General features: G+C 70.3%; 26 protein-coding genes and 1 pseudogene. 12 read left to right on the top strand and 15 right to left on the bottom strand.

All coding sequences use genetic code 11. From position 1 onward, the window contains the following. Window positions 1-42: 42 nt before the first annotated feature. Window positions 43-1,332: a S53 family peptidase gene (locus AB0F91_RS03080; protein ID WP_360594246.1), complete on the top strand. Its 1,290-nt coding sequence runs from the start codon at window positions 43-45 to the stop codon at window positions 1,330-1,332. A 75-nt stretch (window positions 1,333-1,407) separates the two neighbouring features. On the opposite strand, the gene AB0F91_RS03075 is transcribed toward AB0F91_RS03080, so the two are convergent. Continuing rightward, window positions 1,408-2,475: an iron-containing alcohol dehydrogenase gene (locus tag AB0F91_RS03075; protein WP_360594245.1), complete on the bottom strand. Its 1,068-nt coding sequence runs from the start codon at window positions 2,473-2,475 to the stop codon at window positions 1,408-1,410. After that, window positions 2,459-3,001, bottom strand: coding sequence for a VOC family protein (locus AB0F91_RS03070; protein WP_360594244.1), 543 nt, complete (start codon window positions 2,999-3,001; stop codon window positions 2,459-2,461). The genes AB0F91_RS03075 and AB0F91_RS03070 overlap by 17 nt, the downstream gene beginning before the upstream one ends. A 157-nt stretch (window positions 3,002-3,158) precedes the next feature. On the opposite strand from AB0F91_RS03070, the gene AB0F91_RS03065 reads away from it, so the two are divergent. Together AB0F91_RS03065 and AB0F91_RS03060 are read left to right on the top strand one after the other, a co-directional pair. Further along, complete coding sequence (locus tag AB0F91_RS03065; protein ID WP_360594243.1) at window positions 3,159-3,626, top strand: MarR family transcriptional regulator; 468 nt, start codon at window positions 3,159-3,161, stop codon at window positions 3,624-3,626. A 70-nt stretch (window positions 3,627-3,696) separates the two neighbouring features. Next, window positions 3,697-4,344 carry a Pr6Pr family membrane protein gene (locus tag AB0F91_RS03060; protein ID WP_360594242.1) on the top strand — a complete coding sequence of 216 codons (648 nt, stop codon included), beginning with the start codon at window positions 3,697-3,699 and terminating at the stop codon, window positions 4,342-4,344. Here the strand turns inward: AB0F91_RS03060 and AB0F91_RS03055 are convergent. Continuing rightward, window positions 4,304-5,524 carry an NADH:flavin oxidoreductase/NADH oxidase family protein gene (locus AB0F91_RS03055; protein ID WP_360594240.1) on the bottom strand — a complete coding sequence of 407 codons (1,221 nt, stop codon included), beginning with the start codon at window positions 5,522-5,524 and terminating at the stop codon, window positions 4,304-4,306. The two genes, AB0F91_RS03060 and AB0F91_RS03055, sit on opposite strands and share 41 nt — an antisense overlap. Window positions 5,525-5,632: 108 nt before the next feature. Here AB0F91_RS03055 and AB0F91_RS03050 point away from each other — a divergent pair, with 108 nt between their 5' ends. Continuing rightward, complete coding sequence (locus AB0F91_RS03050; RefSeq protein ID WP_360594238.1) at window positions 5,633-6,256, top strand: MBL fold metallo-hydrolase; 624 nt, start codon at window positions 5,633-5,635, stop codon at window positions 6,254-6,256. Window positions 6,257-6,403: 147 nt separating this feature from the next. On the opposite strand, the gene AB0F91_RS03045 is transcribed toward AB0F91_RS03050, so the two are convergent. Then, window positions 6,404-7,171, bottom strand: a complete 768-nt coding sequence (locus AB0F91_RS03045; RefSeq protein ID WP_360594236.1) for a helix-turn-helix domain-containing protein — start codon at window positions 7,169-7,171, stop codon at window positions 6,404-6,406. Between the two features lie 72 nt (window positions 7,172-7,243). Between AB0F91_RS03045 and AB0F91_RS03040 the strand changes: the two genes are divergently transcribed. Beyond that, the gene (locus AB0F91_RS03040) at window positions 7,244-7,972 is read left to right on the top strand and encodes an SDR family NAD(P)-dependent oxidoreductase (protein ID WP_360594234.1); all 729 of its coding nucleotides are present in this window, start codon (window positions 7,244-7,246) and stop codon (window positions 7,970-7,972) included. A 74-nt stretch (window positions 7,973-8,046) separates the two neighbouring features. On the opposite strand, the gene AB0F91_RS03035 is transcribed toward AB0F91_RS03040, so the two are convergent. Further along, window positions 8,047-8,517, bottom strand: coding sequence for a DUF309 domain-containing protein (locus tag AB0F91_RS03035; protein ID WP_360594232.1), 471 nt, complete (start codon window positions 8,515-8,517; stop codon window positions 8,047-8,049). 67 nt (window positions 8,518-8,584) lie between these two features. Here AB0F91_RS03035 and AB0F91_RS03030 point away from each other — a divergent pair, with 67 nt between their 5' ends. Continuing rightward, window positions 8,585-10,024 carry a GuaB1 family IMP dehydrogenase-related protein gene (locus AB0F91_RS03030; RefSeq protein WP_360594230.1) on the top strand — a complete coding sequence of 480 codons (1,440 nt, stop codon included), beginning with the start codon at window positions 8,585-8,587 and terminating at the stop codon, window positions 10,022-10,024. A gap of 245 nt (window positions 10,025-10,269) precedes the next feature. Here AB0F91_RS03030 and AB0F91_RS03025 read toward each other — a convergent pair whose 3' ends face one another. Then, window positions 10,270-11,556, bottom strand: coding sequence for a PhoH family protein (locus tag AB0F91_RS03025; protein WP_360595125.1), 1,287 nt, complete (start codon window positions 11,554-11,556; stop codon window positions 10,270-10,272). 735 nt (window positions 11,557-12,291) lie between these two features. On the opposite strand from AB0F91_RS03025, the gene AB0F91_RS03020 reads away from it, so the two are divergent. Then, window positions 12,292-12,537, top strand: coding sequence for a hypothetical protein (locus AB0F91_RS03020; protein ID WP_360594228.1), 246 nt, complete (start codon window positions 12,292-12,294; stop codon window positions 12,535-12,537). Window positions 12,538-12,628: 91 nt separating this feature from the next. On the opposite strand, the gene AB0F91_RS03015 is transcribed toward AB0F91_RS03020, so the two are convergent. Next, window positions 12,629-13,405, bottom strand: coding sequence for an isoprenyl transferase (locus AB0F91_RS03015; RefSeq protein WP_360594225.1), 777 nt, complete (start codon window positions 13,403-13,405; stop codon window positions 12,629-12,631). Between the two features lie 87 nt (window positions 13,406-13,492). Between AB0F91_RS03015 and AB0F91_RS03010 the strand changes: the two genes are divergently transcribed. Beyond that, window positions 13,493-14,176 (top strand): hemolysin III family protein, encoded by a 684-nt coding sequence (locus AB0F91_RS03010; protein ID WP_360594224.1) that lies wholly within the window; start codon window positions 13,493-13,495, stop codon window positions 14,174-14,176. Between the two features lie 25 nt (window positions 14,177-14,201). Here AB0F91_RS03010 and AB0F91_RS03005 read toward each other — a convergent pair whose 3' ends face one another. Both AB0F91_RS03005 and AB0F91_RS03000 read right to left on the bottom strand, forming a co-directional pair. Continuing rightward, window positions 14,202-14,429 (bottom strand): hypothetical protein, encoded by a 228-nt coding sequence (locus AB0F91_RS03005; RefSeq protein WP_360594222.1) that lies wholly within the window; start codon window positions 14,427-14,429, stop codon window positions 14,202-14,204. 63 nt (window positions 14,430-14,492) lie between these two features. Continuing rightward, complete coding sequence (locus tag AB0F91_RS03000; RefSeq protein WP_360595182.1) at window positions 14,493-14,999, bottom strand: hypothetical protein; 507 nt, start codon at window positions 14,997-14,999, stop codon at window positions 14,493-14,495. Between the two features lie 39 nt (window positions 15,000-15,038). Here AB0F91_RS03000 and AB0F91_RS02995 point away from each other — a divergent pair. Then, window positions 15,039-15,181: pseudogene (locus AB0F91_RS02995) on the top strand (hemolysin III family protein); the annotation flags it as partial. 244 nt (window positions 15,182-15,425) lie between these two features. Here AB0F91_RS02995 and AB0F91_RS02990 read toward each other — a convergent pair. Further along, a complete protein-coding gene (locus tag AB0F91_RS02990; protein WP_360594221.1) occupies window positions 15,426-16,319 on the bottom strand; it encodes an MBL fold metallo-hydrolase in 894 nt (297 codons plus the stop codon). A 91-nt stretch (window positions 16,320-16,410) separates the two neighbouring features. Between AB0F91_RS02990 and AB0F91_RS02985 the strand changes: the two genes are divergently transcribed. Further along, entirely contained in the window at window positions 16,411-17,286 is an 876-nt protein-coding gene (locus tag AB0F91_RS02985; RefSeq protein ID WP_360594220.1) for an AraC family transcriptional regulator, read from the top strand. Here the strand turns inward: AB0F91_RS02985 and AB0F91_RS02980 are convergent. Then, entirely contained in the window at window positions 17,270-19,165 is a 1,896-nt protein-coding gene (locus AB0F91_RS02980; protein WP_360594218.1) for an acyl-CoA dehydrogenase, read from the bottom strand. The two genes, AB0F91_RS02985 and AB0F91_RS02980, sit on opposite strands and share 17 nt — an antisense overlap. A gap of 126 nt (window positions 19,166-19,291) precedes the next feature. On the opposite strand from AB0F91_RS02980, the gene AB0F91_RS02975 reads away from it, so the two are divergent. Continuing rightward, window positions 19,292-19,735 carry a hypothetical protein gene (locus AB0F91_RS02975; RefSeq protein ID WP_360594216.1) on the top strand — a complete coding sequence of 148 codons (444 nt, stop codon included), beginning with the start codon at window positions 19,292-19,294 and terminating at the stop codon, window positions 19,733-19,735. Window positions 19,736-20,323: 588 nt separating this feature from the next. On the opposite strand, the gene AB0F91_RS02970 is transcribed toward AB0F91_RS02975, so the two are convergent. From AB0F91_RS02970 to mca, 4 genes are all read right to left on the bottom strand, one after another. After that, complete coding sequence (locus tag AB0F91_RS02970; protein ID WP_360594215.1) at window positions 20,324-20,881, bottom strand: hypothetical protein; 558 nt, start codon at window positions 20,879-20,881, stop codon at window positions 20,324-20,326. A gap of 117 nt (window positions 20,882-20,998) precedes the next feature. Beyond that, complete coding sequence (locus AB0F91_RS02965) at window positions 20,999-22,990, bottom strand: thioredoxin domain-containing protein (RefSeq protein WP_360594213.1); 1,992 nt, start codon at window positions 22,988-22,990, stop codon at window positions 20,999-21,001. Window positions 22,991-23,059: 69 nt separating this feature from the next. Continuing rightward, window positions 23,060-23,395: a hypothetical protein gene (locus tag AB0F91_RS02960; RefSeq protein WP_360594211.1), complete on the bottom strand. Its 336-nt coding sequence runs from the start codon at window positions 23,393-23,395 to the stop codon at window positions 23,060-23,062. Next, window positions 23,392-24,306 carry a mycothiol conjugate amidase Mca gene (mca, locus tag AB0F91_RS02955; protein WP_360594210.1) on the bottom strand — a complete coding sequence of 305 codons (915 nt, stop codon included), beginning with the start codon at window positions 24,304-24,306 and terminating at the stop codon, window positions 23,392-23,394. The genes AB0F91_RS02960 and mca overlap by 4 nt, the downstream gene beginning before the upstream one ends. A gap of 158 nt (window positions 24,307-24,464) precedes the next feature. Between mca and AB0F91_RS02950 the strand changes: the two genes are divergently transcribed. Further along, window positions 24,465-24,920 (top strand): DUF4307 domain-containing protein, encoded by a 456-nt coding sequence (locus AB0F91_RS02950; RefSeq protein ID WP_360594208.1) that lies wholly within the window; start codon window positions 24,465-24,467, stop codon window positions 24,918-24,920. The last annotated feature ends 62 nt before the right edge of the window (window positions 24,921-24,982 follow it).

Raw genomic sequence — 24,982 nt, 5'->3', positions numbered from 1 at the left:
TGAGAGTGGGCTGTACCGCACGCTCACCGCAGGGGAGACGACATGACTTTTCGAGTTCGGTCCGCCGTCCGGCCGATGACCCTGCTCGCGGGTGCCGCGCTGGCCGTCACGGCCGTGGCGGCTCCGGCAGGCGCGGCCACGCACGCGCCGGCTCCCTCGCTGCACCACTTCTCGGCGGCGGCGAAGTCGTTCATCGGCGCGCACACGGTGGCCGACCGCGTCGCGAAGCTCGACGCGGCGATGTCCACGCTGCCCAGGGAAAGCGTCGCGTACAACGCCACGAAACTGTGGAACCAGGGCATCACGGGCGCGGGCGCCACCGTCACCACGTTGGTGTCGTTCGGCGACGACCAGGTGAAGCAGGTGCTCGACGAGTACTCCCAGCGCCACGGCCTGCCCCCGGCCAACGTCGAGGTGCTCCAGCCGTCGGGTTTGGTCCCGGCGTGCACCGACCCGGGTGTCGACACGGCGACCTGCGAGTCCTGGGGCGGCGAAACCGACCTCGACGTCACGATGATGCACGCGATGGCGCCCAACGCGAAGATCATCGTCGCCGCGACGCCGGTCGCCGAGACGCAGGGCTTCACCGGGCTACCCGAGATGATGAACGCCGTCGACTACCTCACGAAGCACAAGCTCACCGACGTGATCTCGATGAGCTTCGGCACCACCGAGGAGAACTTCCCGTCGTTCCAGTCCATCAAGACGCTCGACCCGGCGCTGGAGCGCGCGAGCAAGGCGGGCATCACGATGGTCGCGTCCTCGGGTGACGACGGCCCGACCGGCGGCTTCCTGCAGGGCCCGGGCAACTACCCGTACCGCGTCGCGAGCTGGCCGGCGAGCGACCCGCGCGTGACCACCCTCGGCGGCACGCAGCTGCACCTCGACTCCACCGGCGCCCGCACGAAGCCGGACGACCTGGTGAACGTCGCCGACAACGGCTTCGGCGAAGGCGCGGGCCTGTCGAAGGCCTACGCGCGCCCGGCCTGGCAGGACAGTGTCAAGAAGATCACCGGCAGCAAGATGCGCTCGTTCCCGGACATCAGCATGGAAGGCGTGCAGGGCACTTCGCAGTCGGCGCCGCTGTTCGCCGGCGTGCTCGCACTGGCAGTGCAGGCCAACCACGGCAAGCTCGGCCAGATCAACCCCGCCCTCTACGAGAAGCTCGGCCCGAAGGGCGCCAAGGCCGGCATCGTGGACGTCACCACCGGCGACAACAGCCAGGACGGCGTCGAGGGCTTCACCGCCGCCCCGGGCTTCGACATCGCCAGCGGCTGGGGCACGGTCGACGCGTCGGTCTTCGTCCCGGCCTTGGTGAAGGCGCTTCGCTGACGCGGCTCTGAACTGCTACGACGAAGGGCGCGACCCACGGGCCGCGCCCTTCGTCGTACTTGTGACCGAGGGAAGTCACCAGCTCGCGGCCAGGCGCTCGACCACGCTCGATTCCGCCCGATCCCCTGCTGCCGCGGACAACTCGGCAAGCAACGGCCGAAGCTCAGCTGCACCAAGGCCGACCGAGGCCGCGACTCGCCTGGGGTCGACCTCCGCGGTCAGTCCCAGCCTCACCGCGAACTCGGCCACCGACTGCTCAGCCGACACCCCGGGCCGCAACTCCGCCAGTGCAGCGCGCGCCCCGTCGGCTGCGTCTCCGTAAGCCCGCAGCACGAGCGGAAGAAACAGCGCGTACAGAAGGCCGTACCCCAGCCCGCACCGCGTGGACACCACGTCGCACAGCTGGTGCACCACACCGGGCCGCCCCAGCTCGTGGAGCGCGTGCCCGGCCAAGCCGGCGCCGGCCAAGGCGTCTTGGCACGTCGAGAGATCACGAGCCCCGGCTGCAAGCGAAGTGAGGCTGCCCCACAGCAGAAGCAGCCCTTCGCGAGCCGACGCAAGCGCTTCCTCACTCGCCGGATGGCACAGCACCTCCAGGCAATGCGCAACGGCGGTGATGCCACTGCCCGCCACGACCTCGCGCGGCAGCCCCGCGACGAGTTCCGGGTCGTAGAGCACCGCCCGGGCCAGAACCCGGCCGGACGTTCCCGTTTCCTTGCCGCGGTCGGTGGTGACGAAGTAGCGCGACGTGCGCTCCGCGCCGGAGAAGGTGGTCGGGACCGCAATCAACGGCAGGCGCAGCGCGAGGGAAACGATCTTGCCCAGCCCGATCGCCGAGCCGCCGCCGATGGCCAGGACCGAGTCGGCGTGGGTTTCCTGTGCCGAGCCGACGGCGAGATTGGCCTGGTGGGCGGGCACGTGCGCGGGCACGTCCGACCACCGGCCGAGGTAGCGCCCGCCGAGCAGACCCGGAAGCCGGGCGACGACCGGATCCGCCGACCGGGAGGCCACCGCCAGCACGCGGCGGCAACGCAGATCGTCGGCTACCGCCGGGAGTTCTCGCAGGGATCCGCTGCCCCACACCAGGTTCTGCGCTGGCGCGGCGTCGCGGGGCCGGTGGGCAGGTTCAGCGGTCCGCGCCACCGTGGCCGTCCGGCGTGTACTGCAGCAGGTGCTGTGCGTAGACGTCCGAGCCGATCGCGGCCAGCGCCGCCGGCACCGGCTCGGGGTCCTGCAGGAAGGGCTGCGCGACGTCGCACGGGTGCTGCCACGTGGCGAACTCCAGCGCGATCTTGTTCACCGGGTCCTCGAAGTAGATCGAGTGGCAGAACCCGTGGTCGAGTTCGCTGTTGACCTTGATCCCATTCTCCTCCAGCACCGATTTCGCGTGCTGCAGTTCCCCCTCGGAGGGCACCGTGATCGCGAGATGGTTGCCCGCCCCGAGCAACGAGTTGTCCGCCGCGATCTCGGCGTCCTTGAACTCGAAGAACGCGATCGTGTCCTGCTCGCTGATGCGGAAGAAGTAGTGCCGGCTGCCGGCAAGGTTTCCCGGCACCGCACCGGGGAACGGGTCCGGGTCGGGCAGTTGCAGCGTCACCACAATGGGAAACCCGAGAATCCCGTTGTAGAACTTCACGGTTTCTTCCATGTCATTGGTGACGAAAGCCATGTGATGACACCCGGTCGTCCGAATCCCCATGACGATTCCTCTCACTGTTCCCGACGATGTGAGAATGACAGTACGCGCAATCTTGTTTCCACGTCAACGAGATTTTCACAAAGGACCCTCTCGGCCGAACACGCGCACGCTCGGTTACGGTGTGGGCGTGACCGCGACACCCGGGGAACGCCCGGTGCCCCACCTCTCGGAAGACGAGCTCCTCGCCTGGCGCGGGCTGCTCGAACTGGAAGCCCGCGTGCTCGGCGTGCTCGACGCCGAACTGCGCGCGGATCACGACCTGTCGATCGCCGAGTTCGACACGCTCTACCAGCTGTGGCTCCAGCCCAGCGGCCGCTGCCGCATGAAGGACCTCGCGGAGAAACTGCTGGTCAGCCGAGGTGGGGTGACCAAGCTGATCACCCGGCTCCGCAGCCGCGGGCTCGTGGCGCGCGTATCGCAGCCCGGCCAGCAAGCCGTCGACGCGCAGCTGACCGAGATCGGCGAGGCCCTCCTCGCGAAGGCCATGGACACCCACTTCGACGGCGTCCGCCGCCTGGTCACCTCCCGGCTGTCCGCCGCGGAGCTGCACACCCTTCGCACGGTCACCGCACGCCTGCGCGAGCCGCGTGCCTGAGCATCCCCGACGGGGTGAGACCGGGTCGTTTCGGCTGGGTCCGAACAGGCCGGAACCGTAATCTCACCGCATGCCACCGACGCGACTGACCCGGATCTGGTTCGGGGCGACGGTCCTCGTGGTCCTGATCGGCCTCGTCACGCAGGGCTTCGTGAGCGCGGGAACGCCGGGCCGCTACGCGTCGGCGGGCGCGCGCGTGGCGCACATGTTCGCGTACTTCACGATCGAGTCGAACGTGCTGGTGCTGCTGGCTTCTGTCGCGTTCACGGCCGGCGCACGGGCCAGCGGGCCGCTGCGCGTGCTGTGGCTCGACGCGTTGATCGGCATCACGGTGACCGGCGTGGTCTACCACGTCGCGCTGTCGGGGCTGTCCGACCTCAGCGGCGCGGCCCTGTTCGCCGACGTCATGCTGCACACCGTGTCACCGATCATCGCGGTGCTCGGGTTCCTCGTCGCGTCGCCGCGCATCCTGCGGTGGCGAACGGTCGTGTGGTCAGCCTGCTGGCCACTGGCGTGGCTGGCGTTCACGCTGATCCGCGGCGCGCAGGGCGGTTTCTACCCGTACCCGTTCGTCAACGCCGCCGAGCTCGGTTACGGCCGTGTGGCCGTGAACTGCGTGCTCATCGCCGTGTTGGTCGTCGCGCTGGCGAGCGCCGCGAAGGTCCTCGACGGCTGGCTCACGCACGCACCCGCCGAAACGCGTTCAGCGGATCGTTGATCCCGGTGTGCACCAGCGCGCGCCACGCACCACGGCCGCGGTCCGCCGGTTTGCCTGCCGCCAAGCGGTGCAGCTGCTGGGTGTGCCACTGGACTTCGAGCAGGCTGTCGGCCAGGCGGATCCCGGTGTGCGGGCACAGCCGTTCCGCGCGCGCGTCCTCGCCCGCCAGCAACCGCCCCGGCAGGTCCGGGTCCACAGTCAGCGGCCGGCCCAGCCCGATCACGTCCAATGCCCCGGACCGCAACGCTTCCGCCATTGCGGCGGCGGTGGTGAAGCCGCCGGTGACCATCAGCGCGACGTCGCTCACCTGCCGCGCTTTCGCCGCGTAGTCCAGGAAGTACGCCTCGCGCCGCGCGGTGCTCTCGCGACCGGAGCCCATCATCACGGCCTTTTCGTAGGTACCGCCCGAAATCTCGAGCAGGTCGATGCCCGCGTCGCTCAGCGCGCGGACCACCCGCAGCGACTCGTCCTCGTCGAAGCCACCGCGCTGGAAGTCGGCACTGTTGAGCTTCACCGACACAGGCACGCCGTCGCCGACCGCCGCGCGCACGCGGCGCACGAGCTCCAGCAGGAAGCGGCTGCGGTCGCGGCCCCACTCGTCGTCGCGGAGGTTCGTGAGCGGCGAGAGGAACTGCGAGATCAGGTAACCGTGGGCGCCGTGCAGCTGCACGCCGGTGAACCCGGCGTCGACGAAGGTCCGCGCGGCCAACGCGAACCGGTCCACGATCGTCTCGATCTCGTCGCCGGTCAGCGCGCGCGGCGCCGCGAACGCGGTCCGCACCCCGCGGTTCCCGAATGGCACCGCGGACGGCGCAACCGGTTGGCGGGAGAGGAATCGCGGGCTCTGCCGGCCGGGGTGGTTGAGTTGCACCCACAGCTGCGCGTCGGTGCCGGCCACGCTGCGCGCCCACGGCTCGTACGCGGCGGGATCGGGGACGGCGGGCAGCGCGACGTTGCGGGGTTCGCCGAGCGCGGCAGGGTCGACCATCACGTTGCCGGTCACGAGCAGGCCCGACCCGCCGTGCGCCCACGTCCGGTACAGCTCGGCGAGCTCGCGCGTGGGGGCGTTGCGCCGATCACCGAGCTGCTCACTCAGCGCCGACTTCCCCAGGCGGTGGGGCAGCACGGCCCCGCAGCGCAGCTTGAAAGGTTCGGCCAGCAGATCCCGAGCGGCGATCATGGGCGGCTCCCGTCGTCGCGGCTAACTTACCGAGAGTAAGTCTACCCGAAAGTAGATACCGGCGGTATGTCTGCTGGACGGGCGCTGGGGCACTAGGGTCTGCAGAGCATGACGGCGATAGTGCAGAACCTGGTCACGTCGGGCGTGTTCGAGCTCGACGGCGGCAGGTGGGACGTGGACAACAACGTGTGGATCGTCGGCGACGACACCGAGGTGATCGTGATCGACGCGGCGCACGACGCCGACGCGATCGCCGACGTGGTCGGGGACCGTGCGCTGCGCGCCATCGTCTGCACCCACGCCCACAACGACCACGTCAACGCCGCCCCCGCCCTCGCCGAACGCACCGGCGCGCCGATCCTGCTGCATCCGGCCGACCGCGTTGTCTGGAACCTGACGCACCCGGACCGCGCCCCGGACGGCGACCTCGCCGACGGCCAGACCATCACCATCGCCGGCACCGACCTGAAGGTGATCCACACGCCTGGCCACGCCCCGGGCGCCGTCTGCCTGCACGCCCGGGACCTCGGCGTCCTCTTCACCGGCGACACCCTGTTCCACGGCGGCCCCGGCGCCACCGGACGGTCCTATTCGGACTACCCGACCATCGTCAAGTCCATCCGCGAACGCCTTTTCTCCCTCCCGGACGCCACCTCCGTCCGCACCGGCCACGGCGAGGGCACGACGATCGGCGACGAGAAGGCGGCGTCGAAGGACTGGCCGGAAAGCTGAGCCGAGCGCGCTGATCCCGGGCCGTGGGCCGGCCGGAAACCGAGCCGGTCACGTCGGCGCCTGGGCCGAACGAACCGCCCGCCCAGTCATGGCGGTCGGCGCCGTCCGCACCTCGTGCCCGGCAGCATCCACGCCGCCGGCCGAAAGCTAAGCCAGCCGGGCCAGCGCGTGGGCGGAAGGGCTGCCCGGTTCGGCGTGGTAGAGCAGCACATCCCACTCCCCACCCGGCACCGTCAGCACCTGCCGTCCCAATGACAGCTCACCCACCACCGGGTGGCGGAAAACCTTGCGCGGCGCGGCGTTGGTGCACACGTCGTGGCGGGGCCACAAGCGGGCGAAGTCCGGGCTCGCGGCGAGCAGGTCGGCAACGAGGGCGTCCAGCGCTGGATCACGCAACGCCGTCCGAGCGCGCAGCATCGCCGCGACGTTGAGGGCCATCGCGGCCCAGCCCGGGTGCAACGAGCGCACCGAGGGGTCGAGGAAAAACGCGCGGGCGAGGTTGGTGCCCGGGCGGTACATCGGCGCCAGCACGACGGCGAGCGGGCTGGCGGCGAGCACGTCCATCCGCCGGCCCCACGCGAGCGCCGGGGCACCGTGGTGCTCGACCAGCTCACGCACGCCCGCCGGCAGCTCCCCGCCGGCGACCCGGGGTGGCGACGCGAGCCGGTGGAGGTGGGCGGCGCCGTCGTCGTTCAAGTGGAGCGCGCGGGCCAGCGCGTCGAGCACCTGGGGCGACGGATGCCGGTCGCGGCCCTGTTCGAGGCGCACGTAGTAGTCCACGCTCACGCCGGCGACAGCGGCCAGCTCCTCGCGCCGCAGCCCCGGCACGCGGCGCGGGCCGCCGTCGGGCAGGCCGACGTCGGCGGGGCTCACCAGCGCCCGCCGGGCGCGCAAGAAGTCGCCGATGGCGTTCACATTCCCAGGTTAACCGTGGGTGGCCCTGGTGCGGCCTGGTGACCGTCGAGCCCCGCGACGACGCTGGCCGCCATGATCACAGCCCTCGTGAGCGGCGCCAATAAGGGTCTGGGCCGCGAAATCGCCCGCGGTCTGGCCCGCCGGGGCGGCACCGTCCTGCTCGGCAGCCGCGACCTCGATCTCGGCGAGAAGACCGCTGCCGAACTCCGCGCCGAAGGCCTGGCCGTGACACCGGTCCGGCTCGACGTGACGTCCACAGCGGACATCGACGACGTCGCCCGCCACCTCGAAACCCGCCACGGCAAGCTCGATGTCCTCGTCACCAACGCCGGCGCCCGCTTCTCCGTCGAACCCGCCGAGCTGACCGCAGAACACCTTCGTCGCGCCTATGAAACGAACCTCTTCAGCGTCGCCGCCGTGACGCACCGGATGCTGGACCTCCTGCGGGCCGCGGAAGCTCCGCACGTCGTCAACGTCGCCAGCACCTCCGCGTCGCTCGCTCTCACCACCGCCGAGGGCTCGCAGTTCGCGGCCGCGACGGACACCATCGCCTACTCGTCGCCGAAAACCGCGCTCGTCATGCTCACCATCCGCTACGCGACCACCTTCCGCGCCGACCCCGCGTACGCGCACTTCCGCATCAACGCCATCACCCCCGGCTTCATCGCCTCCGACCTCAACGGCCACACCGGCCCCCGCACCGCCGAACAAGGCGCGCGCATGGTCCTCGACCTGGTCGCGCTGGGCGCCCAGGCGCCGACCGGGACGTTCCTCAACGAGGACGGTCCCGTGCCCTGGTGACCTCAGGACGTGTGCCGGCGGGCGAGCGCGGCACCCACAGCGGTCCGCAGCCTGGCGGCCGGCACCGACGGAAATCAGCCCGCTTTCAGCCGCGGCGGAACGGGCTCGGCCCGCACGCGCGCCTTCGCTTCGCCGGCCAGCTCGCGAGCCCACTCCTGCAAGCCGGGGACGTCGATCCCGTGCGGTGGCGCAGCCGCGAACGGCTCGAGGTTCGCCGCACCGCGCAGCAACAGCGCGACGGCGCCCCTGCCGTTGCCGCGCAGGGCGTGCGTCATGCCGACGGCCAGCTGCGCCAAGCCGCGCCACAGCTCGCGCTCAGGGCCGTCCGTGGCCTTCCACGCGTCCTCGAAGACCTCGTGGGCGTGGAACGGGCGGCCCTCGTCGAGCAGCCGCTGCGCTTCGGTGAGCGTCTCGCCCGGGGCGCGGACCACGCCTTCCGGCTGACGGGCGACACCATCGGCGCCGTACGGCAGGGGCCGGCCGAGGCCGTCGCGCGGGCGGGCGTTGCGCGCTCGGCCCGATTCGTCGCGGTCACGGCCGTTCATGACGGCATTGTTCCACGGGTCACGCCGAGTTCGCGTCCGCGGCGTCAGGCACGTAGTCTGGGGACTCGTGCGCTTTCTCGACGGGCACTTGCCCCCTCACGACCTGACCTACGACGACGTGTTCCTGCTGCCCAACCGCTCGGACGTGGAGTCCCGCTTCGACGTCGATCTGTCGACTGTGGACGGCACCGGTGCGACGATCCCCGTGGTGGTGGCCAACATGACGGCCGTCGCCGGGCGGCGGATGGCCGAGACGGTGGCCCGCCGCGGCGGCCTGGTGGTGCTGCCGCAGGACGTGGACACCGCCGCGGTGGCCGAGATCGTGACGTGGGTGAAGAGCCGCCACACCGTCTGGGACACCCCGCTCGTGCTCACGGGCGGTGACGCCGTGGCCGACGCCCTCAACCTGGTCCACAAGCGCGCCCACGGTGCCGTCGTGATCGTGGACGGCGAAGGCCGTCCCGTCGGCGTTGTCGACGAAGCCGCGTGCGCGGGCGTGGACCGCTTCGCGCGCCTGGCCGAGATCGCGCAGCCCGCGACCGTCGCCGTGCCGCTGGACACGCCGCCGCGCGAGGTTTTCGACCTGCTCCACACCCACGGCGGGCGCCTCGCGCTCGGCCTCGACGCCGAAGGCCGCCTCGCCGGCGTGCTGACCAGCGTCGGCGCGCTGCGCGCGGGCGTGTACACCCCGGCCACCGACGCCGGCGGCAAGCTGCGCGTGGCCGCCGCGATCGGCGTGAACGGCGACGTGGCCGCGAAGGCCGAGGCCGTGCTGGCCGCCGGTGTCGACACGCTGGTCGTCGACACGGCCCACGGGCACCAGCAGAAGATGATCGCCGCGCTGAAGGCGGTGCGCGCGGTGTCGCCGGCCGTGCCGGTGGTGGCGGGCAACGTCGTCACCGCCGAGGGCACCCGCGACCTCATCCACGCGGGCGCGGACGTCGTGAAGGTCGGCGTCGGCCCGGGCGCCATGTGCACCACGCGCATGATGACCGGCGTCGGCCGGCCGCAGTTCTCCGCCGTCGCCGAGTGCGCCGCAGCCGCGCGCGAACTGGGCAAGCACGTCTGGGCCGACGGCGGCGTCCGCCACCCGCGCGACGTCGCCCTGGCCCTCGCCGCGGGAGCCTCCGCCGCCATGGTGGGCTCCTGGTTCGCCGGCACCCACGAATCCCCTGGCGACCTGCGCTACGACGAACAGGGCCGCCCGTACAAGGAGTCGTTCGGCATGGCGTCCAAGCGCGCCGTCGGCGCCCGCACCCGCACCGACAACGTCTTCGAGCGCGCCCGCAAGGCCCTGTTCGAAGAGGGCATCTCCACGTCGCGCATGGCCCTGGACCCCAACCGCCCCGGCGTGGAGGACCTGCTCGACTCCATTTGCTCGGGCGTCCGCTCCTCCTGCACCTACGCCGGCGCGCGCACGATGGAGGAATTCCACGAGCGCGCGTTGCTGGGCGTGCAGTCGGCTGCGGGGTTCGCGGAGGGGCGGCCGTTGCCTTCCGGCTGGTAGGACCAGGCTCACCGCCACCTCACCGGAGGTGGCGGTGACCGGTCACCTCGCTTCGTGAAGCACGGCTCGCGGCCCGCCGGCTGCCCAAGCGAAGTAGCCACGCCACCTCAACCAAAGCGCGTCGACCGGCCCCGGGGAGAGGTACGCGCGTCGGCCCCCGTCGAGCCCAGTCGCGCCACGCCATCTCGAGCCAACTACCCGGAGCCTGCCCGCCCCAGTTCGGGACGGGCAGGCTCACGAGCAGATCAGGCGTGATCCTCCAGCATCTCCGTCACGAGCGCCGCAATCGGCGACCGTTCCGAGCGCGTCAACGTGACGTGCGCGAACAGCGGGTGGCCCTTCAGCTTCTCGATCACCGCCGAGACGCCGTCGTGGCGGCCGACGCGGAGGTTGTCGCGCTGGGCGACGTCGTGGGTGAGGACCACGCGCGACGCGGTGCCGAGACGGGAGAGCACCGTGAGGAGCACGTTGCGTTCCAGGGACTGGGCCTCGTCGACGATCACGAAGGAGTCGTGCAGCGAGCGGCCGCGGATGTGGGTCAGCGGGAGCACCTCGAGCATGCCGCGGTCGAAGACCTCGTCGAGCACGTCCTGGCTGACCAGCGCGCCGAGGGTGTCGAACACCGCCTGCGCCCACGGCTGCATCTTCTCGCTCTCGGACCCGGGCAGGTAGCCGAGATCCTGGCCACCGACCGCGTAGACCGGGCGGAACACCACGACCTTGCGGTGCTGGCGGCGTTCCATCACCGACTCGAGGCCGGCGCACAACGCGAGCGCCGACTTGCCGGTGCCCGCGCGTCCACCCAGCGACACGATGCCGACGTCCGAGTCGAGCAGCAGGTCGAGTGCGACGCGCTGTTCGGCGGAGCGGCCGTGCAGGCCGAACGCCTCGCGGTCGCCGCGCACCAGCCGCACTCGCTTGTCCGCCGTGACGCGGCCCAGGGCGCTGGAGCTGCCCGCGAGCAGCCGCAGGCCGGTGTGGCACGGAAGCTCACCCACTTCGGGCAGGCCGAACTCGACCGGGTCGACGGTGCCACCCGAGAAGAGGCTGTCGATCAGCTCCTGAGGGGCGTCCACGTCGGCCATGCCCGTCCAGCCCGACGGCGTGACCTCGCCCGCGCGGTACTCGTCGGCGGCCAGACCCACGGCCCCCGCCTTGACCCGCAGCGGGATGTCCTTCGTCACCAGCGTGACCGACGGCCGTTCCACCGCGAGGTTGAGCGCGCACGCGAGGATGCGGTGGTCATTGGAGTCGGTCCGGAAGCCCACGGGCAGCACCGACGGGTCGGTGTGGTTGAGCTCCACCTGCAGGGTGCCGCCCTCTTCGCCGATCGGGATCGGCGTGTCGAGCCGGCCGTGCTTGAGTCGCAGGTCGTCGAGCAACCTGAGCGACTCGCGGGCGAACCAGCCGAGCTCGGGGTGGTGGCGCTTCGCCTCCAGTTCACTGATGACGACCAGGGGCAGCACGACCGCGTGTTCGGCGAACCGCGTCACCGCCCACGGGTCGGAGAGCAGCACAGACGTGTCGAGCACGTACGTGGACTGCCCGGATTCGGGCGAGATCGAGGCTTTCTCCGGGCCAGAGGCACCGGTCGAAGAACGGCCAGAGGCCTTGCGGGGTGAACGCTGCGCAGTCACGACGGCATCTCCCTCGAGGGCGTGTTGCACCCCACGCCCGCACTCGCTGGGCCGGGCACCTCCCTGGCTGGGTCCACACTCCCTGACGTTGGCTACGTCAGCGCGCGCGGCCACGAGGGCCGGGTGCCGGCCCCCTCGTGCATCGTGTGGGCGGCTGTACCGCCCCCTCGATCAACGCCACGACCAGGGCCTCCCGTGAGGACCCGCACGGAACGCGTGCCCTCACTTCCGGAAGGTACCGACGGATCGCGGTTCGTGCAGGCAGCCACACAGGTGATTCGCTCATTCGTCACCTCACCGTAGGTCGCCCGACATCGACAGGCCGTCACTGTCACGCTGCGTCACAATGCCAGCGATCGAGCGATCACGCGGTGGGATGATCACGGAAAAACGATCACCGGACGCGTTCGCAAGATCAGCGCAAAGGCTTGTACCACGGGAAGGACGAGAATGCATTTCGCATCCTGAGAACAGAACCGGACCGGGTGAACCACGCGTTTTCGGCCTCACACAATGGGCGTACCCGGCATTCATTTCCGCCTTGGCAAGGGTAATTTTCTCACTGCGGGACACACCACCGGAAACTTCGGTGCCCCGGATCCCAGATATCTCTACCTAGGAGTGTGCGAAGTGCTGAAGAAGGCTGGAATCGTCGCCGGTGCCGCTGCGGGCCTGATGATGATCGGCGGCACGGCGTTCGCCTCGCCGGCAGACCACAGCTACACCCCGGACCCGACGTTCGGCGACGCCTACGCGACCTTCATCGAGGGTGGCGGGGCCCTGGGCTTCGGCGCTGCCTCGCTGGTCGCCGGTGCCTACACGGGCATCGCCACCACCCCGGCGCTGGTCCTCCACTCGCTGGAGCACCACGGCTGATAGCCGACCTCGGCTACGGAAGGGCCCCGGAGTTCCGACTCCGGGGCCCTTCCGCTGTGCGCTGTTCTTTCTCCGGCCAGGTTCGGGCGCCTCAGGTTCCGAAGCGGCGGTGGCGCCAGGCGTAGTCGCGAAGCGCGCGAAGGAAGTCGACGCGCCGGAACGCCGGCCAGTACGCCTCCGTGAACCAGAATTCCGAATGCGCCGACTGCCAGAGCAGAAATCCGGAAAGCCGCTGCTCTCCTGACGTTCGGATAATAAGGTCGGGATCCGGCTGGCCGGACGTGTACAGGTGTTCCGAGATGTGGTCCACGTCGAGGATTTTCGCCAGCTCGCGGATCGAGGTGCCCTCGTCGGCGTGCTGAAGCAGCAGCTTGCGCACGGCGTCGGCGATTTCCTGCCGCCCGCCGTAACCGACGGCGATGTTGACCTCCATGCCCGTCCGGTCCTCCGTGCGGGCCGCGGCGGCGGTGAGCCTCTTCGCGACGTCCAGCGGCAGCAGGTCCAGCGCCCCCATGATCCGCAGCCGCCACGGCACGGCGGGACCCGCGAGCTCGTCGGTGACGTCGGTGATGATCTTCAGCAGCGGCTCGAGCTCGTCGGGGTCGCGGTTGAGGTTGTCGGTCGAGAGCAGCCACATGGTGACGACCTCGACGTCGGCCTCGCGGCACCAGCTGAGGAAATCGGCGATCTTCTTGGCACCCGCGCGGTGCCCGTCGGCCACGTCGGTGAACCCGGCTTCCCGCGCCCACCTGCGGTTTCCGTCGAGCATGATCGCGATGTGCCGCGGATGGCGGCCCCGCGCCTGCTGGATCAGGCGGCGGCCGTAGACGCTGTAGACGACGTCGGACAGGAAGGACCGGAGGCTCACGTCGGCTGAGCGTACGCACCCCCACGTCGCACGTGTGACGCGCCACGGGGGGTGGCGAAAAACCTACGCTCCCGTAGCGTGGGGTCGGTGAGCGTGACGACCGAACCCCCACCGTCCGGCCCTGCGCCAGTGGACACCCGCCCGCGCCTGCGCGGCCACATCCACTTCTGGGCCTTCTTCGGCGCCGTGGCGGGGACCGCCGTCCTCGTGAGCCTCGCCGCGTCGACCGTCTCGCCTTTGGCCGCCCTCGCGACGTCCGTCTACGGACTGACCGTGCTCGGCGTCTTCGGCGTGAGCGCGCTCTACCACCGCCGCCTGTGGGGCCCGCGTGCGTACAAGTGGATGAAGCGCGCCGACCATTCGATGATCTTCCTCTTCATCGCCGGCACCTACACCCCGTTCACCCTGCTGGCCATGTCGAAGCCCACGGGCTACATCATCCTGGCCATCGTCTGGGGCGGGGCGGTGCTCGGTGTGGCGATGAAGATGCTGTGGCCGCACGCGCCCCGCTGGCTGGGCGTACCGATCTACGTCGCCCTGGGCTGGGTGGCCGTCTTCGTCATGCCGGAGCTCGCTCAGCACGCCGGCGTCGCTGCGCTGGTGCTCATCTGCGTGGGCGGCCTGTTCTACACCATGGGCGCGGTGTTCTACGCGGTGAAGTGGCCGAACCACTGGCCGGACACGTTCGGGTACCACGAGTACTTCCACGCGTGCACGGTGTTGGCGGCGGTTTTGCATTACATCGCGATCTGGCTGGCGTTGTACGCGTAGCCAGGGCTTCGAGGGGTTGATCCCTTCACTCCTCGATCCGGTGTCTCGGGCCCGGATCGAGGGACATGCTGCCGATGTTCGTCCACTCGAATCGCTCGCGCCATGTCTTGTCGCGGGAGCACCAGCCCCACAGGGCGGCGACGACCTGGGGGCGATTTCTGGCGTATGCCTGGAAGTGTTCCTGCGGGCCACCAGCCCGGTACTCGATCTGATAATCACCCTGCGGGCGCCGCGTCGACTGGACGTAGTGCACGTCGGGTGCGGCGGTTCTTTCGATGATCAGGAACTGACCCGCGGTAACCGACGTCGTTGCGGATCAGGTCTTCAGTGAGGTGGTACCTGGTGAAGCCGTTCGACCATCGCATGATCGCGTCGACACGACGAGGCCCGCGGGTTCGGAGCTCGGCAAGGCCGCGACTTCCACGGACGGCCGAGCGAGGTGCGCGGAAGGCTCCTCCCCGTAGTCCCGAGCTTCGTCTCCGACCCCGTAATCCCGCGGGCGCGCCAACCCAGCCTCGAAGGACGGATGTCGTTCCCGATGCTCCGGGGGAACCACGCTCACGTTTCCCGTCAGCTTCCGGCGGCCACGAATGAGGTCCTGCGGCTTGCCCTCGCGCACGTAGACCGAGGCCGGCGCCAAGGCTTTCGCCGGCATCATGCCGCCCCCCGACGGGTTACTGGGACCGCGCAATTCCAGCCAGTCCCCCACCGAAGCGATCCGGAGGAGCTCGTCCTCCGTGCAGGTCAAGACCCAGTGCGCGGTTTCGACCTCGCCGTACTGAACCAGGTACCCGGCAAAGCTCGAATCGCCGGCGTTGATCATTCCCGCAGCTTATCGCCGCCGGCACGCGAAACTGCTGGTTACACCTTGGGCACGGTGTTCACGCGGTGAAGTGGCCGAACCACTGGCCGGAGACGTTCGAGTACCACGAGTACTTCCACGCGTGCACGGTGCCGGCGGCGGTGTCGCATCCCGTCGCGATCCGGCTCGTGCTCTACGCCTGACTCACCTCAACAACAGGAACACCGCTGCCACTGAAGTCCCCCTGCTGACCAGAACCAGGAGCGCGTAACGAACCGTTGTCGCCCAACCGGCTTTGGCGGCGGTGAGCCGGGTGGCGTGGCTGGTCCCCCGGGTGGCTGTCAAGGCCAGGACCTCCAGTGATGGGGATGAAATCCCCCAGGCGACCGCAGAACCGACGCCTGGCCGAACAGTAGCGGGAGGTCCGGGGGCGGCGCGAGGGGCCGATCAGGTGGCGTCGCGCCATGTGTGGATGGAGAAGGCCGCGCCGGAGCGATGGATCTCGACGGCCGAGGAGTCTGCGAAGTGGGCCGGGACGACCAGCTCGCCCAGGTCGGCCGCGCGGTTCAAGACCCGGGTGCGCGTGGTGGCGGCTTGAGCGCGGTCTTCGCAGAAGCAGCTACTGTGTTCGGGTGCCAGGAGCTGCACGGGGCTGTGCAGCAAATCCCCCACGAAAACCGCGCGATCCGAACCGGAAGCCAAACGCAGCAAGGAAGAACCGGGCGTGTGGCCGGGCGCGGACTCCAGCACCAGGTTGCCGTCGATGCGGTAGGAGTCCTCCCACAGCACGGTGCGGTCGAGGACCGGCGCGATGCTGTCGGCGTAGACGAGAAGGCTGCCCTGCAAGCGAAGCGGCTCGACGGACCGGCGGTGTGCGTTGCGCGGGTCGAACCACTCCTGGTCGGCGCGCGGGATCAAGTAGGTGGCGTTCGGGAAGGCCGGGACCCAGCCGTCGCCGTCGGCGCGGGTGTTCCAGCCGACGTGGTCGTAGTGGATGTGCGTGTTGACCACGACGTCGACGTCCTCCGGGCGCACCCCGGCGGCGGCGAGACGGCCCGGGAAGTCCGTCTCCAGGTGGTCGAACAGCGGGATCTGGGGACGGTTGCGGCCGTTGCCGACACCGGTGTCCACGAGGATCACCTTGCCCTCGCTGCGCAGCACCCACGTCTGCACGGCGGCGTGGTATGCGTCGGCCTCGGGGTGCCAGTGGTCGGGCGCGAGCCAATCCCGGTTGTCCCGCCAGAGGTCCGCGGGAGCGTCCGGCAGAACGGCGGAGACGGGCGCGATGTCACCCGACCATTCGACGACCTTGGTCACTTCGACTTCACCGAGCTGAATCACGTCTTCGACGGTAATCACCGCGAGTGAGCATTCCAATGCTCAACAGCCGCATTTCGATGCGCGAAAGTCTCACCGCCGTATGCTGGTGAGCATGGATGTGCTCAGTGACGCGATCGCCGTGATGCGCACCGGCGAGCCGTCGTCCAACCGGCTGCGCGTCGGCGGCGAGTGGTGCTACCGGTTCGCGCCCTACGCCGGGGCCGGGTTCCACGTGGTCCTGCGCGGCACGGGCTGGCTGCTCACCGAAGGCGAACCCGTGCAGCTCAGCCCCGGCGACGCCGTGCTCGTGCCCCACGGCGCCACTCACGTGCTGTCCGCCACGCCCGACCGCCGGCGCGCCGTCCCGTTCGAAACCGCCGTCGACGATCCGGGGGGCGGCACGGACCTGCTCTGCGGCAAGTACCGCTTCGACCGCTCGCGCGCGCACTTCCTCGTCGAGGGTCTGCCCGACGTCGTGCACCTGCCTGCCCGAGTCGGCGAGCACACCGAGCTGCGCACGGCCATCACACTGCTCGGCGGGGAAGTGCACGGCAGCCGGCCGGGTCGCGACGCCGCCGTCGCCGGGCTGCTGGACTTGCTGCTGGTCTACCTCGTACGCGCGTGGTTTTCCGACCACCCGCAAGCCGGCTGGCCGAAAGCGTTGCGGGACCCGGAAATCGCCGCGGCCCTGCAAGCGTTGCACGCGGACCCGGCGCGCGCGTGGCGGCTCGAAGACCTGGCCGCCGAGGTCGGCCTGTCACGCGCGACGCTCGCCCGCCGCTTCACCGCCCTCACCGGCCGCGCGCCGATGGCCTACCTCGCGTGGTGGCGCATGGCCACCGCCGCACGCCTCCTGCGCGACGGCGACCGCGCGCTGCCCGCCATCGCGCGGCAAGTCGGCTACGGCTCGCCGTACGCGTTTTCCCACGCCTTCAAACGACATTTCGGCGTGGCCCCCGGCCAGTACCGGCTCAGTCCCGCAGCATAGGCGCGGCCAGGAACTGCGACGGGATCGCGAAGGCGTCCACCAGAGTCCGGGCGTGGGGACGCAGCTCGCCGCACAAGCCGTTCACCGCGGCGGTCACGGCCTTGGCGCGGGCAGCCGTGAGGCGGCCGTGCTCGAGGAACCAAGCCCGGTCCTCCTCGATCGCAGACAGGGCGTACAGGTCGCACACCCGCGAGAGCAGTTCCGCTGCCTCCGGATCGGAACAAGCGTCGACCGCGCGGGCGAACGCCGAGAGCACAAGGTGATCCACGTGCACCTGGCCGGCGCGCAGCACGTGGTCCTGTGCGGCGTTGAAGACGCCGAACGGGTCTTCGGCGGCTTTGCGCAGGCGGTTGGCGACGCCGTCGAGCACGTGTTCCTCGCGGTCCTCGAACAGGCGGAGCTGCCATTCGCGGTCGAAGAGCACCTCGGCGTCGTCCGATTCCGTCAGGCGCTCCACGAACTTGCGGGCGGAGGTGCGCTCCAATACGGCGCCCACGAGTTGTTCGGCGACGAAGCGCGCGGTCGCAAGTGGACTGAGGTCTTCGAAGTGCTCTTTGTATTGCGTGAGAAGGCCTTTGGCCACTAGCTGGAGCAGCACCGTGTTGTCGCCTTCGAACGTGGTGAAGACGTCGGTATCGGCTTTGAGGCCGGCCAGCAGGTTTTCCGACAGGTAGCCGGCGCCGCCACAGGCTTCGCGGGCGGCCTGGATCGTGGCGGTGGCGTGCCAGGTGTTGGCGGCTTTCAGACCGGCCGCGCGGGATTCCAGTTCGCGCTGTTCCTCTTCGGGCGCGTCGGGCGCGATGTCGTTCAGCTTCGCGACGAGCTCTTCCTGCGCGAAGTGCAGCGCGTACGTCTTCGCGAGCGCCGGCAGGAGTTTGCGCTGGTGCCCGAGATAGTCGAGGATCACGACCTCCTCGCCGTCGGGGCTCTTGAACTGACTGCGCTGCTCGCCGTAGCGGATGGCCAGCGTCAGCGCGCGCTTCGTGGCGCTGCCGGCGCTGCCACCGACGCTCACGCGGCCGCGGATGAGCGCCCCGAGCATCGTGAAGAAGCGGCGGCCGTCGCTTTCGATGGGGCTGGAGTACGTGCCGTCCTCGGCGACGTCACCGAAGCGGTTCAGCAGCGCTTCGCGTGGGACACGGACATGGTCGAAGGCCAGCCGGCCGTTGTCGACACCATTGAGGCCCGCCTTGCGGCCGCAATCCTCGATCGTGACGCCGGGCATGGGCGCGCCGGAGTCGTCGCGGATGGGCACGAGAAACGCGTGCACGCCACGGGAATCGCCGCCCGTCACGAGCTGCGCGAACACGACGGCGGCGTGGCCGTCGCGCGCCGCGTTGCCGATGTATTCCTTGGTGGCGCTCGGATCCGGGCTGTGGACCACGAACTCCTGCGACGCCGGGTCGTACGTCGCGGTGGTGTGCAGGTGCTGCACGTCGGAGCCGTGGCCGTGCTCGGTCATCGCGAAGCAGCCGAGCAGGTCGAGGTCCATGATGCGCCGCAGGTACTTCTCGTGGTGCCGTTTCGTGCCGAGGAGCTGGACGGCACCGCCGAACAGCCCCCACTGCACGCCGGCCTTGACCATCAGCGACAGGTCGCCCAGGCCGAGCATCTCGAACGACACCACGGAACCACCGATGTCGCTCTGCCCGCCGTACGCGCGGTCGAACCCGAGCGCCGGCCGGTCCGTGGCAGCGAGTTCGTGCAGCTGGTCGAGCACCTGCGCGCGGTGCGCCTCGACGTCCAGGTCGACGGGATCGCGGAACTCCTCGGCCGACATCTGCGCGCGCACACCGCCGCGCAGCTCGGCCCAGCGGCCGTCGAGGACGGCGGTGAGCGCGTCCGGGTCCACCTTCGCGGGAACGGCAGGGATGTCCACGGCTCCTCCTCGGCGTGACTGGCTACTCACTGGTAAGCCTGCTCCGGCGGCCTCGTCGTCGCAGGTCGAGGTGACGAAGACGACTCGATCGTTTGGCGCGTGCCGCGCCGGGGAAAGCCCGCGGCGATGAGTTCGCAAGTCACCGCCACGTGGGTCTCGGCGATCGGCAGCGCCGGCTCACTGCTCGGGTTCGCGTCGTACGTGTGGATCATGCTGCTCAACCGCAAGGACCAGCCCGAGATCCGGCAGGAGGAACAGGCCCACTCCGTGTCCGCCTGGCTCGACGAGGGCCGCCGCCACGACCGCGCCGAGGACTACGTCGTGTGCGTGCACAACGGCGGCGACGCCCCCGCGTTCGACTGCACGCTCACCGTTCGGCGCCCTGACGAAGACACCCCGCACCGACTGCGGCTCGCGATCGTCCCGCCAGGTGCCACCGCCGTGCGCGGCCTGCCCTTCGGCCACACCCAGCTCCCGCCCGACGACCTGTACTCCACCGCCGCCGTACCCGGCCTGGAGTTCACCGACTCCCACGGCGGGCACTGGGGCGGGACTCCGGCGGGCTGCTGACGCGGACGGACCGGCGCACTGTGCGGGGACGGTGGCGTTCCCGGACCTGACGGGAGCACCCGGCCGACGAATGCACGACCGCAGCGATCAGTAGCCGGCCCCGCGCGCGGGGACTTTCGCGGCGCGGCGACAACCCGGGCTCGACGACCCCTCCACGAACACCACCGCGACACCGGGCAACGCACATCGTCGGCTCACGCACGCCGGGGGCTCTCCACACCGTCAGCGAAACGCCCGCACCCCCACGCACCGGGCGCGGCAACAACGTGCTCGACGGCCGCTCCGCGAACACCATCGTGACACCGGGCAACGGACATCGTCGGCTCGCCCACATCGGGAACTCTCCGCACGTGAGCGAAACGCCCGCACCCCCACGCTCCAGCACAGCGAGAACGTGCTCGACGGCCCTTCCCGAACACCACTGCGACACCACAACCGACAGTCGTCGGCTCACCCACGCCGGAACTCTCCGCACCGTGAACGAAACGCCGCACCACCACGGTCGGGGAACTCCGCGCGAGTCGGGCGCCCCACGCACGGAAGGGACTCTCGCGCCGAAGCACGAGAGTCCCCGCCGGTGTCCGGCCGTCAGCTCAGGTCCGGGCCCTTCGAGCGCAGGTCGTCGACCTTGGTCATCGCGTCGCGCAGCTCGGCGAGCCACGTGTCGGCGTGTTCACCCACGAGCCGGACGGCCCAGGCCAGCGCCTCGGAGCGGGAGCGGGCGACGCCGGCCGCGACGAGGGTGTCGAGGACCAGGCGCTCGGGCTGGCGCAGCCGCGTCATCACGGGCGCGGACAGCGTCGTGAACAGCACCTGGGTGCCACCCAGCTTGGCGCCCCAAGCCACCTTGCGCTGGTAGCGGTGTTCGGCCTGCCGCGCGATCTCGATGCGCTCGTCGCGCGTGTCCTCGCGGAACCGGCTGATGCGGCCGTCCTCGGCGGCCGCGCGGGCCGCGTCGTCGGCGTATTCGCCGGTCAGCGGGGGCAGCTCGCCCACGATGATGATTTCCTCACGGTCGACCGTGACCTCCGGGTCGCCCGTGAACCAACCGTCCGGGAGGCGCCCGCCGAACCAGGCGGCCGCGTCTTCTGCCGACGGCACCTCGGCCTGCTGCCAGCCGCCGCGGCCCTTCCAACCTCGTCCCATGTGTCCCACCACCTTGAAGTGCGTGTACATGATCGCCTCTGCGATTACATGATTACCTCGCTACTCAAGCTACGCCGAATACACGACAGGCTGGGCACTGTTCACCAGGGGCGGAACTCAGAGCTGCGCGAGCAAGTCCTCCGCCGAGGTCACCGGGCGATCGCACACGTAGCCGCGGCAGACATACGCCGCCGCAGCGCCCTCCACCAGCGGACGGTCCGCCAGCAGCGGCACGCCGGGCGCATCCGGAGCGCCACCCAGCACCACACCGCCACCGTGGATCTGCCGCGCAGCAGCCGCGACCAACGCCGCCCGGTCCTCCCCGACGACGGCCACCTGCACCGGCCCCGACTGCGCCGCTTCAGCCACCGAGAGCCAGTGCCCGGCGAATCGCGGCGCCCGGTCGACCAGCAGGCCGGCGCGCTGCAACGCCGCATCGGCCGCGTCCCGATACCGCCCGGCCTGCTCGTGACCGGCCAGTGCGGAAGCCGTCAGCAACGCGCCCGCCAACGCCGAAGCCCCCGAGGGGCTCGCGTTGTCCGTGGGGTCAGAAGGGCGCTGCACCAACGTTTCCGCGTCGTCCGCGGTGTCGTGGTAGGCGCCCGCGGCATCCGAAGCGAAGTGCGTCAGCGCCAGGTCCAGCAGTCGCGAAGCCTCCTCCAGCCACCGCGGCTCCCCCGTGGCCTGGTGCAAGGCAAGCAGGCCGTCGGCCAGGCAGGCGTAGTCCTCGAGGACGCCCGCGGGCACGCCGGCCACGCCGTCGCGCGAGCTGCGCCGCAGACGACCGTCCACCAGGTGCGTGGACAACAACAGCGACGCCGCCCCACGCGCCAGCTCGATCCACTGTGGACGCTCCAGCGCGACGCCCGCCTCGGCGAGCGCGGTGATCGCGAGACCGTTCCACGCGGCCACCACCTTGTCGTCGCGCGCCGGCTGCGGCCGCGAAGCCCGTGCGGCCAGCAGTGCCTGCCGCACGCGCTCGAACCGGTCGGCGGACTCCGGATCACCCGGCAGCTGCAGTGTCGAGGAGCCCTTCTCGAACGTCCCGTTCTCGGTCACCGAGAACACCGAAGCCGCCCACGCGCCGTCGTCTTCACCGAGCACTTCGCGCAGTTCAGCTGGCGTCCAGACGTACGTGAGGCCCTCGACGCCGTCGGTGTCCGCGTCGAGCGAAGCCGCGAAGCCGCCCTCCGCGGTCAGCAGATCCGCCTCCAGGAACCGGACGATCCCCTCGGCGACACCCAGAGCGAACGAAGACCCCCGGCGCGCCAAATGGGCGTAAACCCGGAGCAGCAAAGCGTTGTCGTACAACATCTTCTCGAAGTGCGGCACGATCCACTCGGCGTCTACGGAGTACCGCGCGAAGCCGCCGGCGAGCTGGTCGTGGATGCCGCCGCGGGCCATGGCCTCCGCGGTCGACGAAGCGAGCGACAGCGCTTCAGCCGAGCCCGTGCGCTCGTGGTGACGCAGCAGGAACTCCAGGACCATCGACGGCGGGAACTTCGGCGCGCCGCCGAACCCGCCGTGGACGGGATCGACCTCGGCTCCGAGCTTCTCCACGGCGGCGGCCAGCACGCCGGAGTCCACCGCCGAAGCCTGCAACGGCCCGCTCTGCTCGGTGAGGTGCCCGATCAGCCGCTGCGCGCCCTCGCGCAGATCCTCGGCACGCTCGGCCCACGCCTCCGAGACAGCCACGAGCAGCTGCCCGAACGACGGGATGCCCGGCCGCGGCGTCGGCGGGTAGTAGGTGCCGCAGTGGAACGGCTCACCCTCGGGCGTGAGGAAACAGGTCATCGGCCAGCCGCCCTGGCCGGTCATGGCCTGGGTGGCGGCCATGTAGACCGCGTCGATGTCCGGCCGCTCCTCGCGGTCGACCTTGATGTTCACGAAGTGCGCGTTCATCAGCGCCGCGGTGCCCTCGTCCTCGAAGGACTCGTGGGCCATCACGTGACACCAGTGACACGCCGCGTAACCGATCGAGAGCAGGATCGGCACGTTGCGCCGCCGCGCCTCCGCCAGCGCTTCAGGGCCCCACTGCCACCACTCGACGGGATTTCCCGCGTGCTGCAGGAGGTACGGGCTGGTCGCGTCCGCCAGTCGGTTCGCCATACCACGAGGGTGGCACGGCACTGGTCGGTCGCGGTCAAGCGCGTCGGCGAATCCGCCCGGCGAGCGAGATCAGTCGGATTTGGCCCGCGCCGGGTCGGCCGGCTCCGCGGCCTTCACCTCGGCCTGCTCGCCCGCCACGTCCGAGTCCGGCGTTTCGCCCGAAGCGTCCGAAGGAGCCTCCTCCTTGTCGAAGCTCGCCGGCACCTTCTTCAGGTGCTTGCTCATCGACCGGATGAGGAACGCGACCGCGATCAGGAACAGGATCAGCACCAGCAGGCCGACGGGCGAGGACTTGCCGAAGTCCTCGCCCTGGCCGCCGTTGTCACCGCTGTCGGGCTGCTGGGCCAGGAACAGGGCCGAGGCCGTCAGCGGGGCGACCGCGACGGCCGGCACACCGAAACTCATGGACTCACCTTCTCCTTGATGCCGGCGAACAGATCATCCTCCGGCAGCGTGCTGTCCACCAGGGAGCGGTTCAGCTCGTACTCCTCGGTCGGCCACGTCTCGCGCTGGATCTCGAGCGGGACCGCGAACCAGCGGCTGGTCGGGTCGATCTGCGTGGCGTGCGCCTTCAGCGCCTCGTCGCGCACCTCGAAGTATTCACCGCACTCGATCCGGGTGGTCACCCGCTCCATGATGTCGGCCCGGTCGGGGTCCCAGGACTTCAGCCACTCCTCGTACGGCGAAGGCAGGCCGGCCGCCTTGAGCGCGGTGTCGAACGCGATCATCCGGGCTTTGGAGAAGCCGTGCACGTAGTACAGCTTGAGCGGCTGCCACGGGTCGCCGGCTTCGGGGAAGCGGTTCGGGTCGCCCGCGGCGTCGAACGCCGCCATCGACACCTCGTGGGTGCGGATGTGGTCCGGGTGCGGGTACCCGCCGTTCTCGTCGTAGGTGATCAGCACGTGGGGCTGGAACTCCCGCACCACGCGCACCAGCGCCTCGGTGGACTCCTCCAGCGGCACCACGGCGAACGAGCCCTCGGGCACCGGCGGCAGCGGGTCGCCCTCGGGCAGCCCCGAGTCGACGAAACCGAGCCAGTGGTGCTGGACCCCCAGGATCTTCGCCGCGCGCGCCATCTCGTCGCGGCGGATCTCGGCCATGTTGGCCAGCACCTCAGGCCGGTCCATGGCGGGGTTGAGGATGCTGCCCGCCTCACCGCCCGTGCACGTCACGACCATGACCTCATGGCCCTCGGCGACGTACTTCGCCATCGTGGCGGCGCCCTTGCTGGACTCGTCGTCCGGGTGCGCGTGCACCGCCATGAGACGCAGGTTTGAGGCGCGGTCGCTCGTCATCAGCTCGTCAGCTCGCACCATGTTCCGAACGACCCTTTCGTGTCCCGTTATTCCGTCGTACCCTGCCCCGGCTCCACGCCACCGCAACGGCTCGCGGATACTCGACGACAGGTGGTGCCCCCAGGCGGGCTCACCCCATTGTCCCCGCGGGTACGACAAGAACGACCGGAGGCCCGGACTTGCAGACCGGAGAGACCGCAACCGCCGAGGGAGACGCCCGTCCGGGGCCGCCCGCGGACCGGTACGGCTCGCCCGCCAAGACCGGGTCGAAGCGCTGGAAGCGCTGGGTTTTCGGCGCGGCCGCCGTGATCGCGAGCTTCGGCGTGGCGTGGATCGCCTACGTCAACCTCGGCCAGACGTCGATCGACGCCGAGCGCGTGGCGTTCGAACCCCGCCCGGGCAACGCGATGGAGATCACCATCAACGTCACGCGCGACGACCCGGACAAACCCGGGGTGTGCGTCGTGCGGGTGCAGGACAGGTCCGGCTCCGAGAGCGGCCGGAAAGAGGTGCTGGTTCCCGCCGGGGCCGGCCACAGCCGGGTGAGCACGGTGGTGAAGAGCATCGGGGAACCGGTGACGGCCGACGTGTACGGCTGCTCGTACTCCATACCACGTTACATGTCAACCCCATAGCGGCCAACGGGGTGAAATGCGCGGCGAGTGCCCGCGCGACGTGGAATGGACCGGCGTCGCTG

The organism is Amycolatopsis sp. NPDC023774, assembly GCF_040639695.1.
Taxonomy (GTDB): domain Bacteria; phylum Actinomycetota; class Actinomycetes; order Mycobacteriales; family Pseudonocardiaceae; genus Amycolatopsis.
The sequence above is the reverse complement of the archived record's forward strand: the minus strand, read 5'-3'. Positions and strand labels throughout refer to the sequence as shown.